Raw genomic sequence first — 14,968 nt, 5'->3', positions numbered from 1 at the left:
CCGTTACGCAGCACGCGGCTGCGCCCGCCGCCGCCCGCTTCGCGCTGCCAGGTGTCTTCCTGGAATTCACCGCCGTCTGCGGCGGAAAGTTTCTGGCAAATCGCGTCCTGTAACTGCATCAGGAAAGTTTTGACCAGCTGTGCATTCGGTTTCATCAACGTTTCCTGGAGTGCGCTTTTTGATTATCGAACCAGTTGAAATAACTGATGACCCCGGAGGCGATGGCGTTCGCGATCTTCTGACGAAACGCCGTGGTGCCGAGTAAACGCTCTTCTTCCGGGTTGGTAATGAACGAGGTTTCCACCAGCACGGACGGTATGGACGGGGACTTCAGCACCACAAACGCGGCCTGCTCGGTGCTTTTGCTGTGCAGACGGTGCACGGGCTTAATCCGTTTAAGGATATGCGAGCCGAGCGTCAGGCTGTTTTTGATGGTATCGGTCTGCACGAGATCAAACAGAACCTGCTGTAACAGATGGTCTTTGTCGGTAGCTTTTTTCCCGGCCACTTCATCCGCCCGGTTTTCACGATCGGAGAGGTATTTCGCCATGGCGCTACTGGCGCCACGGTTGGAGAGAGCGAACACCGAGGCGCCTGCGGCGGAAGGGTTTGTGAAGCCATCCGCGTGAATGGACATAAACAGGTCTGCGCCGTGCTTGTGGGCAATCTCCACGCGATCGTACAGTGGGATAAACGTGTCGCCCGTGCGCGTTAGGCGGGCGTCAATACCGTTGCTGCGTAAAATTGCGCGCACATTTTTTGCAATTGCCAGCACGACGTGTTTTTCTTTCGAACCGTTTCGGCCAATGGCGCCGGTGTCGATCCCGCCGTGGCCTGGATCGAGCATGACCAGACGCTTTGCGCCGGCTTTTTTGGTTTTCGGTTTGCTGTGTCCGTTACTGGTTTTAAGCGTGCTCTCGTCTTTTGCCTGAGCCTGCTTTGCGATGCCCGTTAACGTTAAGGCCGCCAGCCCCGCTTTGAGAACCTGACGACGCGATGTGAGTGCTTTTAATGGTTTGAATGTGCTCATGCGGCCTGAATTGTAAAAATTGGGGTCCTGGTGTTATATCGTATCGCGTTTTGCGTGACGACATTCCTTATTGAGAATTGTTTTACTTTTCATTTCAATACGTGACAAAGTGACATTATGCCAAATTTTGGCGAGTTTTTCCCCGGTTATTGGCTAAATGCCCTGTTCACGCCATAATCACTGTTTTTAAACCCGAAAAGGCGGTTAATACCATGGAGATACGCGTTTTTCGCCAGGAAGATTTCGAAGAGGTGATCACCCTTTGGGAGCGCTGCGATCTGCTGCGTCCATGGAACGATCCGGAGATGGACATCGAACGGAAGGTGAATCACGACGTCAGTCTGTTTCTGGTCGCTGAGGTCAACGGCGAAGTAGTCGGGACAGTGATGGGCGGGTACGACGGCCACCGCGGCTCGGCCTACTATCTGGGCGTGCACCCGGAATACCGCGCGCGCGGCATCGCCAACGCGCTGCTTAACCGTCTGGAAAAGAAGCTGATCGCCCGCGGCTGTCCGAAAATCCAGATCATGGTGCGGGAAGATAACGACGTGGTGCTGGGCATGTATGAACGCCTGGGCTACGAGCATGCGGATGTACTGACGCTGGGTAAGCGCCTGATCGAAGATGAAGAGTACTGAGTTCCACCCTGGCGACTATGATGTTCACGGTCGTCTGCGTCTGCCTTTTTTGTTCTGGTGCGTTCTGCTGTTGCAGGCCCGCACCTGGGTGCTGTTCGTGATGGCTGGCGCGTCGCGCGGGCAGGGCGATACGCTACTGAATCTCTTTTATCCCGATCACGATGCGTTCTGGCTGGGGTTACTGCCCGGTGTACCGGCGGTGCTGGCGTTCCTGTGCAGCGGACGGCGGCAGTTCCTCCCGCGCTTCTGGCGCGCACTTCGCTGGCTATTGATTCTGGCGCAGGTTGTGCTCCTGGTCTGGCAGCCCGTGCTCTGGCTGTACGGCGAGCCGCTTTCGGGTATCGGGATTGCGCTGGTGGTGGCGGATATTGTCGCGCTGCTGTGGCTGGTCACGAATCCCCGTTTACGCGCCTGTTTTACGCAAGAGTCAGATTAAAACGGCACTTTTTGCCGATACTGCACTCCAACAAGCGTTGATTTACTACGTAAGGACGTCTCAATGAAATCGCTGCGTTTACTTTTATGCGCTCTCCCGCTGGCGTTAACCGGCTGTTCCACGCTCTCATCCATCAACTGGTCTGCGGCCTATCCGTGGAACTGGTTTGGATCCTCAACGGAAGTGACCGAGCAGGGCGTGGGCAAAATTACCGCCTCGACGGCGCTGGATCAGGATGCCATTCAGGATGCCATCGGCAGTGATTATCGCCTGCGCAGCGGCATGAAAACCGAGAACGGCAACATCGTGCGCTATTTCGAAGCGTTGAAAGACGACAATGTGGCGATGGTCATCAACGGCGATAAAGGTACGGTCAACCGCATTGCGGTGATGGATGAAGAGATCCCGACCTCAGGTGGCGTGAAGGTAGGTACGCCGTTTGGCGAGCTCTACCAGAAAGCGTTTGGCCACTGCACCAGTGTGCCGTCGGAGGAGAGCGTGGCGGTCGAGTGTAAGGCCGACGGCAGCCAGCACATTAGCTATGTATTCAGCGGCACCTGGAACGGTCCGGAAGGGTTAATGCCGTCTGACGACACCCTGAAAAAGTGGAAAGTGAGCAAAATTATCTGGAAGCAGTAATTTGCGCCTGAGCAAGCCGCCTCGCTGAAATCCAGGTATAATAGCCGCCATCAATGCCACGCAGTCGTGGCATCTTTTTTTCAGGAGGAGCGATGTCTCAGGTTCAGAGTGGCATTTTGCCAGAACATTGCCGCGCGGCGATTTGGATTGAAGCCAACGTCAAAGGGGATGTGGATGCCCTGCGCGCGGCCAGCAAAGTTTTCGTTGATAAACTGGCCACCTTCCAGGCCAAATTCCCCGAAGCCCATCTGGGCGCGGTGGTTGCCTTTGGCAATACCGTCTGGCGTCAGCTGAGCGGCGGCGAAGGCGCAGAAGAGCTGAAAGATTTTATTCCTTATGGCAAAGGTCTTGCGCCTGCCACCCAGTATGACGTCCTGATCCATATCCTCTCCCTGCGCCACGACGTGAACTTCTCCATCGCTCAGGCAGCGATTGAGGCCTTTGGTGACAGCATCGACGTGCAGGAAGAGATCCACGGTTTCCGCTGGGTGGAAGAGCGCGATTTGAGCGGCTTCGTCGACGGCACCGAAAACCCGGCCGGGGAAGAGACGCGCCGCGAGGTGGCTGTAATCAAGGATGGCGTTGACGCGGGCGGCAGCTACGTGTTCGTCCAGCGCTGGGAGCATAACCTCAGGCAGCTCAACCGCATGAGCGTGCATGACCAGGAGATGATGATTGGCCGTACCAAAGATGCCAATGAAGAGATTGACGGCGATGCGCGTCCGGTCACGTCCCACCTGTCCCGCGTTGACCTTAAAGAAGACGGTAAGGGGCTGAAGATTGTTCGCCAGAGCCTGCCGTACGGCACCGCGAGCGGTACGCACGGCCTTTACTTCTGCGCTTACTGCGCGCGCCTCTACAACATTGAACAGCAGCTGCTGAGCATGTTTGGCGATACCGACGGCAAGCGTGACGCCATGCTGCGCTTCACCCGTCCGGTGACTGGCGGCTACTACTTTGCGCCGTCCGTTGAGCGCCTGCTGGCGCTGTAAATCGCTCTCCATTCGTAGGCCGGGTAAGCGTTAGCGCCACCCGGCAATTTCTCTCGCACCCTTATTCCCTTTTCTGCTTCTAAATCACCAAACGGTATATAAAACCGTTACTCCTTTAGACTCCGTTATAAATATTATGACTATAAGATAGTCATCACATTTATAAGGGTGCGCAATGGCCGTTACTGTACTGAAAAAAGGATCGCTGGCACTGGCAGGTTTACTGCTGGTGGCGCAGGCGCAGGCAACCGAGTTGCTGAACAGTTCTTATGATGTTTCGCGCGAGCTGTTTGCCGCCCTTAATCCCGCATTTGAACAGCAGTGGGCGAAAGAGAACAACGGCGACAAGCTGACCATCAAACAGTCGCACGCTGGCTCATCCAAGCAGGCGCTGGCCATTTTGCAGGGGCTGAAAGCCGATGTGGTGACCTACAACCAGGTCACGGATGTGCAGATCCTGCACGACAAAGGCAAGCTGATCCCGGCGGACTGGCAAAGCCGCCTGCCGAACAACAGTTCGCCGTTCTACTCCACCATGGGCTTCCTGGTGCGCAAGGGCAACCCGAAAAACATACACGACTGGAACGACCTGGTGCGTTCTGACGTCAAGCTGATTTTCCCGAATCCGAAAACTTCCGGCAACGCGCGTTATACCTATCTGGCGGCGTGGGGCGCGGCGGACAAAGCTGACGGTAACGATAAAGCGAAAACCGAACAGTTTATGACCCAGTTCCTGAAAAACGTCGAGGTGTTTGATACCGGCGGCCGGGGCGCAACCACCACTTTTGCCGAGCGCGGGCTGGGCGACGTGCTGATCAGCTTTGAATCCGAAGTGAACAATATTCGTAAACAGTACGAAGCGCAGGGCTTCGAAGTGGTTATCCCGAAAACCAACATTCTGGCCGAGTTCCCGGTGGCGTGGGTGGATAAAAACGTCAAAGCCAACGGCACTGAGAAAGCGGCAAAAGCCTATCTCAACTATCTATACAGCCCGCAGGCGCAGACGGTGATTACTGACTATTACTACCGCGTTAATAATCCGGACGTGATGAACAAGCTGAAAGACAAATTCCCGCAGACCGAGCTGTTCCGCGTGGAAGACCATTTTGGTGCCTGGCCTGAGGTGATGAAAACGCATTTTGCCAGCGGCGGTGAGTTAGACAAATTGCTGGCGGCGGGGCGTAAGTAATGTTTGCAGGATCAACAAGACGTGTGCTGCCGGGTTTTACCTTAAGCCTCGGGACCAGCCTGCTGTTCGTCTGTCTGATTTTATTGTTACCGCTCAGCGCTCTGGTGATGCAGCTCGCTGAGATGAGCTGGTCCCAGTACTGGGAAGTGGTCACCAACCCTCAGGTGGTGGCGGCCTATAAGGTCACGCTGCTGTCTGCGTTCGTGGCCTCGATTTTTAACGGCGTGTTTGGCCTGCTGATGGCGTGGATCTTAACCCGCTATCGCTTCCCGGGCCGCACGCTCCTCGACGCGTTGATGGATCTGCCCTTTGCCCTGCCGACGGCAGTGGCCGGTTTGACGCTGGCGTCGCTGTTTTCCGTGAACGGCTTTTACGGTGAGTGGCTGGCGAAGTTTGATATCAAAGTGACCTATACCTGGCTCGGTATCGCGGTGGCGATGGCCTTTACCAGCATCCCGTTTGTGGTGCGTACCGTGCAGCCGGTGCTGGAAGAGTTAGGACCCGAATACGAAGAGGCCGCGGAAACCCTGGGCGCCACGCGCTGGCAGAGTTTCCGTAAGGTTGTTCTGCCGGAACTTTCTCCGGCCTTGCTGGCGGGGGTGGCGCTCTCCTTTACCCGCAGCCTCGGTGAATTTGGCGCGGTCATTTTTATCGCCGGGAACATCGCGTGGAAAACCGAAGTGACCTCGCTGATGATTTTTGTCCGTTTGCAGGAGTTTGATTATCCGGCCGCGAGCGCGATTGCCTCGGTGATCCTTGCCGCGTCGCTGCTGCTACTGTTTTCGATTAACACTCTGCAAAGTCGCTTTGGTCGACGTGTGGTAGGTCACTGATGGCGGAAGTTACGCAATTGAAGCGCTATGACGCGCCCCGCATCAACTGGGGCAAATGGTTTCTGATTGGTACCGGCGTGCTGGTCTCCGCATTCATTCTCGTCGTGCCGATGGTGTACATCTTCGTACAGGCCTTCAGCAAAGGGATTATGCCCGCGCTGCAAAATCTGGCCGATCCGGACATGCTCCACGCCATCTGGCTGACGGTGATGATTGCCCTGATCACTGTCCCGGTGAATCTGGTGTTTGGCGTATTGCTGGCCTGGCTGGTAACGCGCTTTAACTTCCCGGGGCGTCAGCTGCTGCTGACCCTGCTGGATATCCCGTTTGCGGTGTCTCCTGTGGTGGCGGGTCTGGTTTATCTGCTCTTCTACGGCTCCAATGGCCCGCTGGGCGGCTGGCTGGATGAACACGACCTGCAAATCATGTTCGCCTGGCCGGGGATGGTGCTGGTGACCGTCTTTGTCACCTGTCCGTTCGTGGTGCGCGAGCTGGTGCCAGTGATGCTCAGCCAGGGCAGCCATGAAGATGAAGCCGCGGTGCTGCTCGGCGCTTCCGGCTGGCAGATGTTCCGCCGCGTCACGCTGCCGAATATCCGCTGGGCACTGCTTTACGGCGTGGTGCTGACCAACGCCCGTGCGATCGGTGAGTTTGGCGCGGTGTCGGTAGTATCCGGCTCGATTCGCGGCGAAACCCTGTCGCTGCCGTTACAGATTGAATTACTGGAACAGGACTACAACACTGTCGGTTCCTTTACTGCCGCAGCGTTGCTGACGCTGATGGCCATTTTGACCCTGTTTTTGAAGAGTGTGGTGCAGTGGCGTTTAGAGAATCAGGAAAAACGTCAGCATCAGGAGGGAAATCATGAGCATTGAGATTGCCAATATTAAGAAGTCTTTTGGTCGCACCCAGGTGCTGAATGATATCTCGCTGGATATCCCTTCCGGACAAATGGTGGCGCTGCTGGGGCCGTCTGGCTCCGGTAAAACCACGCTGCTGCGTATTATCGCCGGGCTTGAGCACCAGACCAGCGGACATATCCGCTTCCACGGTACGGACGTGAGCCGCCTGCATGCCCGCGACCGTAAAGTGGGCTTTGTATTCCAGCATTACGCGCTGTTCCGCCACATGACGGTATTCGACAACATTGCGTTTGGCCTGACCGTGCTGCCGCGTCGTGAACGTCCAGATGCCGCCGCCATCAAAGCGAAAGTGACCAAACTGCTGGAGATGGTGCAGCTTGCACATCTGGCGGACCGCTTCCCGGCTCAGCTTTCCGGCGGGCAGAAGCAGCGCGTGGCGCTGGCGCGTGCGTTAGCCGTTGAACCGCAAATCCTGCTACTGGACGAACCGTTTGGCGCGCTGGATGCGCAGGTGCGTAAAGAGCTGCGCCGTTGGCTGCGTCAGCTGCATGAGGAACTCCAGTTCACTAGCGTTTTCGTGACCCACGATCAGGAAGAGGCGATGGAAGTGGCCGACCGCGTGGTGGTAATGAGTCAGGGCAACATTGAGCAGGTTGACGAGCCAGAGCAGCTCTGGCGTGAACCGGCGACCCGCTTTGTGCTGGAGTTTATGGGAGAAGTAAACCGCCTTCAGGGCACCATTCGCGGCGGTCAGTTCCACGTTGGCGCGCACCGCTGGCCGCTGGGGTATACCTCCGCGCATCAGGGGCCGGTGGATCTGTTCCTGCGTCCGTGGGAAGTGGACGTCAGCCGCCGTACCAGCCTGGATTCACCGCTTCCGGTGCAGGTGCTGGAAGCTAGCCCTAAAGGCCACTACACCCAATTGGTGGTACAGCCCCTGGGCTGGTACACCGAGCCGCTGACCGTGGTTATGCGTGACGACGTGCCTCCACACCGGGGGGAGCGCCTGTTTGTGGGGCTGCAACACGCACGCATTTATCACGGCAACGAGCGCATCGAGACGCGCGAGGATATTGCTCTGGCGGAGTCAGCCTGATAGGTTATTGAGTATGTTTTTCGCCCGGTGGCGTGATGCTTACCGGGCTTTTTATTGAGTAAAAATCGTGAATACACTCGAACACACCATCGGCAACACCCCTCTGGTCAAACTTCAGCGCATGGGGTGTGACAACGGCAGCGAAATCTGGGTCAAACTTGAAGGCAATAACCCGGCGGGGTCGGTGAAAGACCGGGCGGCGCTGTCGATGATTGTTCAGGCCGAAAAGCGCGGCGAGATAAAGCCCGGCGATGTGCTGATCGAAGCCACCAGTGGTAACACCGGTATCGCACTGGCGATGATAGCCGCCCTGAAAGGCTATCGTATGAAGCTGCTGATGCCGGATAACATGAGCCAGGAGCGCCGTGCCGCCATGCGTGCCTACGGGGCCGAGCTGATTCTGGTGAGCAAAGAGCAGGGGATGGAAGGGGCGCGAGATTTAGCGTTAGCGATGGCGGAGCGCGGGGAAGGCAAGCTGCTCGACCAGTTCAACAACCCGGACAACCCGTACGCGCACTACACCACCACCGGCCCGGAAATCTGGCAGCAAACCGACGGGCGCATCACCCACTTTGTCTCCAGCATGGGGACCACGGGCACGATCACCGGTGTGTCACGCTTTCTGCGTGAACAGGATAAGCCAGTGACGATTGTCGGCCTGCAACCGGAAGAGGGGAGCAGTATTCCGGGCATCCGCCGCTGGCCGGCGGAGTATATGCCGGGCATCTTTAATGCGCAGCTTGTGGACCAGGTGCTGGATATTCATCAGCGCGAGGCGGAAAATACCATGCGTGAGCTGGCCGTACGTGAAGGCATCTTCTGCGGCGTCAGCTCTGGCGGTGCCGTAGCGGGCGCGATCCGGGTGGCTGAGTCCACGCCGGGAGCGGTGGTCGTAGCGATTATTTGCGATCGCGGCGACCGTTACCTGTCTACCGGCGTCTTTGGTGAAGAGAGTTATTCGCAGGGGGCGGGGATTTAAGCGTCATGGAGATGATTTTATTCCGGGATAACACCCGGGCGCAGCAAACCGATATTGTCGCCGTACAGTCGCAGGTGGTGTACGGCAGCGTGGGAAACAGCATTGCGGTGCCGAATATTCGCACCCACCGGCTGAACGTTACCGCCGTGCCGACGGTGCTGTTCAGCAATACGCCACACTACGACACCTTCTACGGCGGGGTGATCCCGGACGAGTGGTTCAGCGGCTACCTGAAGGCGCTGGAAGAGCGTGAGATTTTACGCGCGTTAAAAGCGGTGACAACCGGGTATATGGGCAGTGCCAGCCAGATCGTGCTGCTGGCGCAGTGGCTGAAGGCGATCAAAGTGCAACATCCCGATCTGTTGGTGCTGGTTGACCCGGTAATCGGGGATATCGACAGCGGGATGTACGTGAAGCCGGATATTCCTGAAGCCTACCGTGAACATCTGCTCCCGCTGGCCCAGGGCATTACGCCCAACGTGTATGAACTGGAAGTGCTGAGCGGCAAACCGTGCCGTACGCCGGAGAGCGCCATTGCCGCCGCGCAGGGGCTGCTGTCCAACTCGCTGAAATGGGTGGCTATCACTAGTGCGCCAGTGGCTGACGATCCGCAGAATATCCACGTCGTGCTGGTGAGCGAAGAAGGTGTTACCGTTAGCGCGCACCCGCGCGTAGAGACGGATCTGAAAGGGACGGGGGATCTGTTCTGTTCGGAGCTGGTGAGCGGTATCGTCGGGGGTAAAACCGTGGCCGACGCCATTCGCATGGCGGGCGACAGGGTGACTGACGTGATGATCTATACGCAGTCGAAAGGCTATGACGAGCTTATCCTGCCTGCATAAACAAAAATGGCGCCCGAAGGCGCCATTTTACCGTGCGGCAAGAATTACTTCTTGATGCGGATAACCGGGGTTTCACCCACGGTAACGCTGCCAGACAGTTTGATCAGTTCTTTGATTTCGTCCATGTTGGAGATAACAACCGGAGTCAGGGTAGACTTGGCTTTTTCTTCCAGCAGTGGCAGATCGAATTCAATTACCGGGTCGCCAACTTTAACACGCTGGCCTTCTTCCGCGATACGTTTGAAGCCTTCGCCTTTCAGTTCAACGGTGTCGATACCGAAGTGAACGAACAGTTCGATACCGCTATCGGATTCGATAGAGAACGCATGGTTGGTTTCAAAAATTTTACCGATGGTGCCGTCAACTGGAGCAACCATTTTGTTGCCAGTTGGTTTGATAGCAATGCCATCACCAACGATTTTCTCAGCAAACACTACATCCGGCACGTCTTCGATGTTGACGATCTCGCCGGAGAGCGGAGCAACAATCTCAATAGTTCCGGAGTCTTTCTTGTCATCAGAAACCAGAGATTTCAGTTTATCGAACAAACCCATGATCTTCTCCTAAGCAGTAAATTGGGCCGCATCTCGTGGATTAGCAGATTGTTTTTTCTTCAATGAACTTGTTAACCAGCGTCATTAACTCGTCCGTTGTCGGTTGAGCAAGAGCCTGCTCTGCTAACACCTTCGCATCTTCGAAGTTCGTGTTACGGATAATCTTCTTAATGCGCGGGATGGAAATGGCGCTCATAGAGAATTCGTCCAGACCCATACCCAGCAACAGAAGTGTAGCACGTTCGTCGCCTGCAAGCTCACCACACATGCCAGTCCATTTACCTTCTGCATGAGAAGCATCAATAACTTGCTTGATCAAATTCAGTACGGACGGTGACATTGGCTGGTAGAGATGTGAAATCATATCATTACCACGGTCAACTGCCAGGGTGTACTGCGTTAAATCATTGGTACCGATACTAAAGAAATCAACTTCTTTGGCTAAATGACGCGCAATGGTCGCGGCTGCCGGTGTTTCCACCATCACGCCGATCTCAATGGATTCGTCAAATGCTTTACCTTCGTCGCGCAGTTCCTGTTTGTAGATTTCGATCTCTTTCTTCAGTGCACGCACTTCTTCAACAGAGATGATCATCGGGAACATGATGCGCAGTTTACCGAAAGCGGAGGCACGCAGAATAGCGCGAACCTGGTCACGCAGGATCTCTTTGCGATCCATGGCGATACGCACGGCACGCCAGCCCAAGAACGGGTTCTCTTCTTTCGGGAAGTTCATGTACGGCAGCTCTTTGTCGCCACCGATGTCCATGGTACGGACGATAACCGCCTGCGAGCCGCACGCTTCCGCAACCGCTTTGTACGCTGCAAACTGCTCTTCTTCCGTTGGCAGAGCGTCGCGATCCATGAACAGGAATTCAGTACGATACAGACCCACACCTTCCGCGCCGTTGCGCTCAGCGCCGTCAACGTCACGTACGGTACCGATGTTAGCGCACACTTCAACCTGATGGCCGTCCAGCGTGATGGCTGGCAGATCTTTCAGTTTAGCGAGTTCCGCTTTCTCGGTAGCAACCTGCTCCTGAACGGAACGCAGCTGCTCGATCACATCGTTAGTTGGGTTGACGTAAACCACATTGTTTACGGCATCCAGAATCAGATAGTCGTCGTTTTTAACCTGAGAGGTAACGCTACCGGTACCCACAATGGCTGGCAGCTCCAGAGAACGCGCCATGATAGAGGTGTGGGAGGTACGTCCACCTGCATCAGTAATGAAACCCAGCACCTTGTTCAGGTTCAGCTGTGCGGTTTCAGACGGGGTCAGGTCAGCGGCAACCAGGATCACTTCGTCCTGAATCGCGCTCAGATCGATGATGGCCAGACCCAGGATGTTGCGCAGCAGGCGCTTACCGATGTCACGTACGTCAGCCGCACGCTCTTTCAGGTATTCATCGTCCAGCTCTTCCAGGGCAGATGCCTGACCTTCGATAACTTCATGCGCAGCCGCGTCGGCCGTCATGCCTTTATCTTTAATCAGGGCTATGATTTCCTGCTCCAGCTCCTCATCTTCGAGCAGCATAATGTGCCCTTCGAAGATGGCTTCTTTTTCTTCACCGAAAGTTTCGCCAGCTTTAGTTTTAATCGCTTCCAGTTGCGCAGATGCCTTGGCACGACCGCTCAGAAAACGTTCAACTTCCTGATCAACCTTGTCGGCAGAAATTTTTTTCCGGTCAATGACGATTTCGTCTTCTTTCAGCAGCAATGCTTTGCCGAAAGCGATACCCGGGGATGCTAAAATGCCTGAAATCATAACCCTACCTTACTTGTGACTGATATTGAAAAGAACCCGGTAAACTTACTCGAGTTCAGCCATCAGCTTAACCAGATGCTCAACTGCTTTCTGCTCGTCTTCACCTTCAGCGGAGATGGTAACAACGGTACCCTGAGTCAGGCCCAGAGTTTGCAGCTTGAACAGGCTTTTTGCGCTAGCGCTTTTGCCGTTGGAAGTCACAGTGATTTCAGAAGTGAAGCCTTTCGCTTCTTTAACAAACTGAGCAGCAGGGCGGGTGTGCAGACCGTTCGGAGCGGTAATGGTAACTTCTTGCTGGAACATTGTATTTCCCCAACTTATAGGTTTAGTGTTGTGGAACTAAAGTCTAGCCTGGCGACTTAACTTTAGCCTGTATAGTTAGCGCTGACGTTTCAATCGTCATTAAACATTATGCAGTGAAAGCAAGACTTGAACCAAATCATAAAATCGATTCAGCAGCGCTATTTCGTTCACCGATTAATTTCGCGCATCAAAATAATTGCTGGTTTAAATACCAGACCCAACGGGGTGAAGCAATGCCAGGAGGGGTAAAACTTTGAAGCAGGCCACAAAAAAGCACCTGAAAAGGTGCTTTTTTACGCGTTTTTAACATGCTGGCATCACTGTTGCAGTTCTTTCTCTGTGAAGAGATCGGCAAACAGTGCTGTGCTTAAGTAACGCTCACCCGAAGACGGTAGGATAACCACAATGTTCTTATTGGTAAAGGTTTCGTCTTCCAGCAGTTTGAGCGCTGCCGCAACCGCCGCACCGGAAGAGATACCCGCCAGAATGCCTTCCTCGTCCATCAGGCGACGCGCCGTAGAGATGGCTTCTTCATTGGTGATGGCGACCACTTTATCGATCAGCTTCAGATCGAGGTTGCCTGGAATAAAGCCAGCCCCGATACCCTGGATTTTGTGCGGACCTGGTTTGATCTCTTCGCCTGCCAGCGCCTGAGCGATAACCGGCGAGTCGGTTGGCTCAACGGCAACGGTAATCAGATCTTTTTTACCTTTCGTGCCTTTAATATAGCGAGACACCCCGGTCAGCGTACCGCCGGTGCCTACGCCGGAGATAAACACATCAACCTGACCGTCGGTATCTTCCCAGATTTCCGGACCGGTGGTTTTCTCATGAATTTCCGGGTTGGCCGGGTTGCTGAACTGCTGGAGCAGCAGATACTTTGCCGGATCGCTGGCGACGATTTCTTCGGCCTTCTGAATCGCGCCCTTCATGCCTTTCGCGCCTTCGGTCAGGACCAGGTTCGCACCCAGCGCTTTCAGCAGCTTACGACGCTCAATGCTCATGGTTTCAGGCATAGTCAGCGTCAGCTTATAGCCACGCGCCGCCGCAACATAGGCCAGAGCGATACCCGTATTGCCGCTGGTGGGTTCAACCAGCTCAACGCCAGGTTTCAGCACGCCACGCTTTTCAGCATCCCAAATCATATTCGCACCGATACGGCATTTAACGCTGAAGCTTGGGTTACGAGATTCGACCTTCGCCAGAATGCGTCCATTACCGATACGGTTCAGTCGAACCAGGGGCGTATGACCGATAGTCAGCGAGTTGTCTTCATAAATCTTACTCATGGCCTGTCCTTAACTGTATGAAATTGGGATACCGACCCAGCATACCTGTTGAACAGGTATGGGGAAGTAAGGAAATCGCATATCTATATGCTGCAAGGAAATAATGGGGATCAGTATGGAATAAGGGGCGGCATAAGCCACCCCTCTTTTACACATTTTTGCATTACTTCCATAACGCGTGCTTAGCGCGGTAGCAGTCCACCCACATCGCCGTCGCGCCGCATACGGCAACGGGCATGATGAACAAATTCAGGAAAGGGATCATGGTGAACAGGCTGGTCAGCGCGCCAAACTGCATATTGGCAACCTTCTGAGTGCGCAGGGCAGTGCGCATCTCTTTAAACGGCACTTTGTGGTTATCGAACGGATAATCACAGTACTGGATAGCGAGCATCCAGGCGCTGAACAGGAACCACAGCACGGGCGCGACCGTCTGGCCAATCCCGGGTACAAAATAAAGGATAAGCAGCACAATCGCCCGCGGCAGGTACCAGGCGAATTTCTGCCATTCACGCTTCATTATGCGGGGGAGATCTTTCACGAGCCCCAATACGCCCGTGTCAGGTGGCGTCGCACCGGTCAGGCGCGCTTCAAGCTGTTCGGCCAGCAGACCGTTGAACGGCGCGGCTATCCAGTTTGCTATCGTCGAAAAGAAATAGCCGAAAACCAGCAGCACGGAGATAACCGCAATCGGCCAGAGCAGGTAGTCTAGCCACTGTAACCAGTCCGGCACATAGCTCATCAGGGAAGGGATCCACCTTTCCAGTCTGGTGAACAGCCACCAGAAGGCCCCGCCCATCAGAATAATGTTGATCAGTAACGGCAAAATAACGAAGCGTCGAATGCCCGGCAGGGAGACCAGTTTCCAGCCCTGAGAAAAGTACCAGACCCCGCTGCGTGGGGCAGAAGAAGATGTTGAAACCATACCAGGCTGTACTCCTTTTTACACAACCAGTGGAATTGCCAGCCTATATTATCCAGTTACGGGCCAATGACCAGTTCGGAAATGTTCGAAAAACCAGCAAAAAGCACGATTTAGTTCATCTTTATGCTGTGAATGCTCTGCATACACTTGCACTTGACGTAAACGGCAAATACTCTTAGTGAGTAAATGTTTGCCGTGGTGGCAAGGTGTTAGAACAACAGAGAATATAATGATGCAGGATTTGCGTCTGATATTAATCATTGTTGGCGCGATCGCCATAATCGCTTTACTGGTACATGGTTTCTGGACCAGCCGTAAAGAGCGTTCCTCTATGTTTCGCGATCGTCCACTGAAGCGCATGAAGTCCAGTCGTGACGACGATGACGTTGAAGACGACATCGACGGTCTTGACGACGACGGCGTGGGTGAAGTTCGTGTTCATCGGGTCAATACTGCGCCCGGCGCAGCGCATGGAGAGCATGAAGCCCCCCGCGCTCCGCAGCACCAGTATCAACCACCGTATGCCTCTGCCCAGCCGCGCCAGCCAGCGCCGCCGCCAGTGGAAGAACCTGTTCGTCATCCGCCGCACCAG

At 55.0% G+C, this 14,968-nt stretch carries 17 protein-coding genes and 1 pseudogene; 11 read left to right on the top strand and 7 right to left on the bottom strand.

Annotation, left to right across the window (positions count from 1 at the left end):
- On the bottom strand, window positions 1-155 hold a 155-nt coding region (locus tag DD606_RS21130; RefSeq protein WP_129259073.1), incomplete at its 3' end, for a coproporphyrinogen III oxidase.
- Window positions 155-1,030 (bottom strand): N-acetylmuramoyl-L-alanine amidase AmiA, encoded by an 876-nt coding sequence (amiA, locus tag DD606_RS21125; protein WP_023325022.1) that lies wholly within the window; start codon window positions 1,028-1,030, stop codon window positions 155-157. The genes DD606_RS21130 and amiA, both read right to left, overlap by 1 nt.
- 212 nt (window positions 1,031-1,242) lie before the next feature.
- Here amiA and DD606_RS21120 point away from each other — a divergent pair, with 212 nt between their 5' ends.
- The 10 genes from DD606_RS21120 to pdxK all read left to right on the top strand — a co-directional run bounded on the left by DD606_RS21120 (window position 1,243) and on the right by pdxK (window position 9,537).
- The gene (locus DD606_RS21120; protein ID WP_003861292.1) at window positions 1,243-1,668 is read left to right on the top strand and encodes a GNAT family acetyltransferase; all 426 of its coding nucleotides are present in this window, start codon (window positions 1,243-1,245) and stop codon (window positions 1,666-1,668) included.
- Complete coding sequence (locus DD606_RS21115; protein ID WP_003861294.1) at window positions 1,655-2,104, top strand: DUF2919 domain-containing protein; 450 nt, start codon at window positions 1,655-1,657, stop codon at window positions 2,102-2,104. Before DD606_RS21120 ends, DD606_RS21115 begins: the two co-directional genes overlap by 14 nt.
- 63 nt (window positions 2,105-2,167) lie before the next feature.
- Entirely contained in the window at window positions 2,168-2,743 is a 576-nt protein-coding gene (locus DD606_RS21110) for an RpoE-regulated lipoprotein (RefSeq protein WP_129259071.1), read from the top strand.
- A 92-nt stretch (window positions 2,744-2,835) separates the two neighbouring features.
- Window positions 2,836-3,735, top strand: a complete 900-nt coding sequence (locus DD606_RS21105; protein ID WP_003861297.1) for a Dyp-type peroxidase — start codon at window positions 2,836-2,838, stop codon at window positions 3,733-3,735.
- A gap of 175 nt (window positions 3,736-3,910) precedes the next feature.
- Window positions 3,911-4,924, top strand: coding sequence for a sulfate ABC transporter substrate-binding protein (locus DD606_RS21100; protein ID WP_015572222.1), 1,014 nt, complete (start codon window positions 3,911-3,913; stop codon window positions 4,922-4,924).
- Window positions 4,924-5,757, top strand: coding sequence for a sulfate/thiosulfate ABC transporter permease CysT (cysT, locus tag DD606_RS21095; protein WP_003861303.1), 834 nt, complete (start codon window positions 4,924-4,926; stop codon window positions 5,755-5,757). The genes DD606_RS21100 and cysT overlap by 1 nt, the downstream gene beginning before the upstream one ends.
- Window positions 5,757-6,632, top strand: a complete 876-nt coding sequence (cysW, locus tag DD606_RS21090; RefSeq protein WP_003861305.1) for a sulfate/thiosulfate ABC transporter permease CysW — start codon at window positions 5,757-5,759, stop codon at window positions 6,630-6,632. The genes cysT and cysW overlap by 1 nt, the downstream gene beginning before the upstream one ends.
- Window positions 6,622-7,716, top strand: coding sequence for a sulfate/thiosulfate ABC transporter ATP-binding protein CysA (cysA, locus tag DD606_RS21085; protein ID WP_017383477.1), 1,095 nt, complete (start codon window positions 6,622-6,624; stop codon window positions 7,714-7,716). The genes cysW and cysA overlap by 11 nt, the downstream gene beginning before the upstream one ends.
- A 67-nt stretch (window positions 7,717-7,783) precedes the next feature.
- The gene (cysM, locus tag DD606_RS21080; RefSeq protein ID WP_023314615.1) at window positions 7,784-8,695 is read left to right on the top strand and encodes a cysteine synthase CysM; all 912 of its coding nucleotides are present in this window, start codon (window positions 7,784-7,786) and stop codon (window positions 8,693-8,695) included.
- 5 nt (window positions 8,696-8,700) lie between these two features.
- Window positions 8,701-9,537 (top strand): pyridoxine/pyridoxal/pyridoxamine kinase, encoded by an 837-nt coding sequence (pdxK, locus tag DD606_RS21075; protein WP_023325017.1) that lies wholly within the window; start codon window positions 8,701-8,703, stop codon window positions 9,535-9,537.
- A 44-nt stretch (window positions 9,538-9,581) separates the two neighbouring features.
- Here the strand turns inward: pdxK and crr are convergent, their stop codons facing one another.
- The 5 genes from crr to cysZ all read right to left on the bottom strand — a co-directional run bounded on the left by crr (window position 9,582) and on the right by cysZ (window position 14,376).
- Complete coding sequence (gene crr / locus DD606_RS21070; RefSeq protein WP_003861316.1) at window positions 9,582-10,091, bottom strand: PTS glucose transporter subunit IIA; 510 nt, start codon at window positions 10,089-10,091, stop codon at window positions 9,582-9,584.
- A gap of 40 nt (window positions 10,092-10,131) precedes the next feature.
- Window positions 10,132-11,859 carry a phosphoenolpyruvate-protein phosphotransferase PtsI gene (ptsI, locus tag DD606_RS21065; RefSeq protein WP_006811455.1) on the bottom strand — a complete coding sequence of 576 codons (1,728 nt, stop codon included), beginning with the start codon at window positions 11,857-11,859 and terminating at the stop codon, window positions 10,132-10,134.
- Between the two features lie 45 nt (window positions 11,860-11,904).
- Window positions 11,905-12,162: a phosphocarrier protein Hpr gene (ptsH, locus tag DD606_RS21060; RefSeq protein ID WP_000487600.1), complete on the bottom strand. Its 258-nt coding sequence runs from the start codon at window positions 12,160-12,162 to the stop codon at window positions 11,905-11,907.
- Window positions 12,163-12,479: 317 nt separating this feature from the next.
- Window positions 12,480-13,451 carry a cysteine synthase A gene (gene cysK / locus DD606_RS21045; RefSeq protein ID WP_006811453.1) on the bottom strand — a complete coding sequence of 324 codons (972 nt, stop codon included), beginning with the start codon at window positions 13,449-13,451 and terminating at the stop codon, window positions 12,480-12,482.
- 163 nt (window positions 13,452-13,614) lie between these two features.
- The gene (cysZ, locus tag DD606_RS21040; RefSeq protein WP_022651555.1) at window positions 13,615-14,376 is read right to left on the bottom strand and encodes a sulfate transporter CysZ; all 762 of its coding nucleotides are present in this window, start codon (window positions 14,374-14,376) and stop codon (window positions 13,615-13,617) included.
- A gap of 229 nt (window positions 14,377-14,605) precedes the next feature.
- Between cysZ and DD606_RS21030 the strand changes: the two are divergent.
- Window positions 14,606-14,968, top strand: a pseudogene (locus tag DD606_RS21030) (cell division protein ZipA); the annotation flags it as partial.

It is taken from the genome of Enterobacter cloacae complex sp. GF14B (assembly GCF_004136805.1).
GTDB classification, from domain to species: domain Bacteria; phylum Pseudomonadota; class Gammaproteobacteria; order Enterobacterales; family Enterobacteriaceae; genus Enterobacter; species Enterobacter hormaechei_C.
The sequence above is the reverse complement of the archived record's forward strand: the minus strand, read 5'-3'. Positions and strand labels throughout refer to the sequence as shown.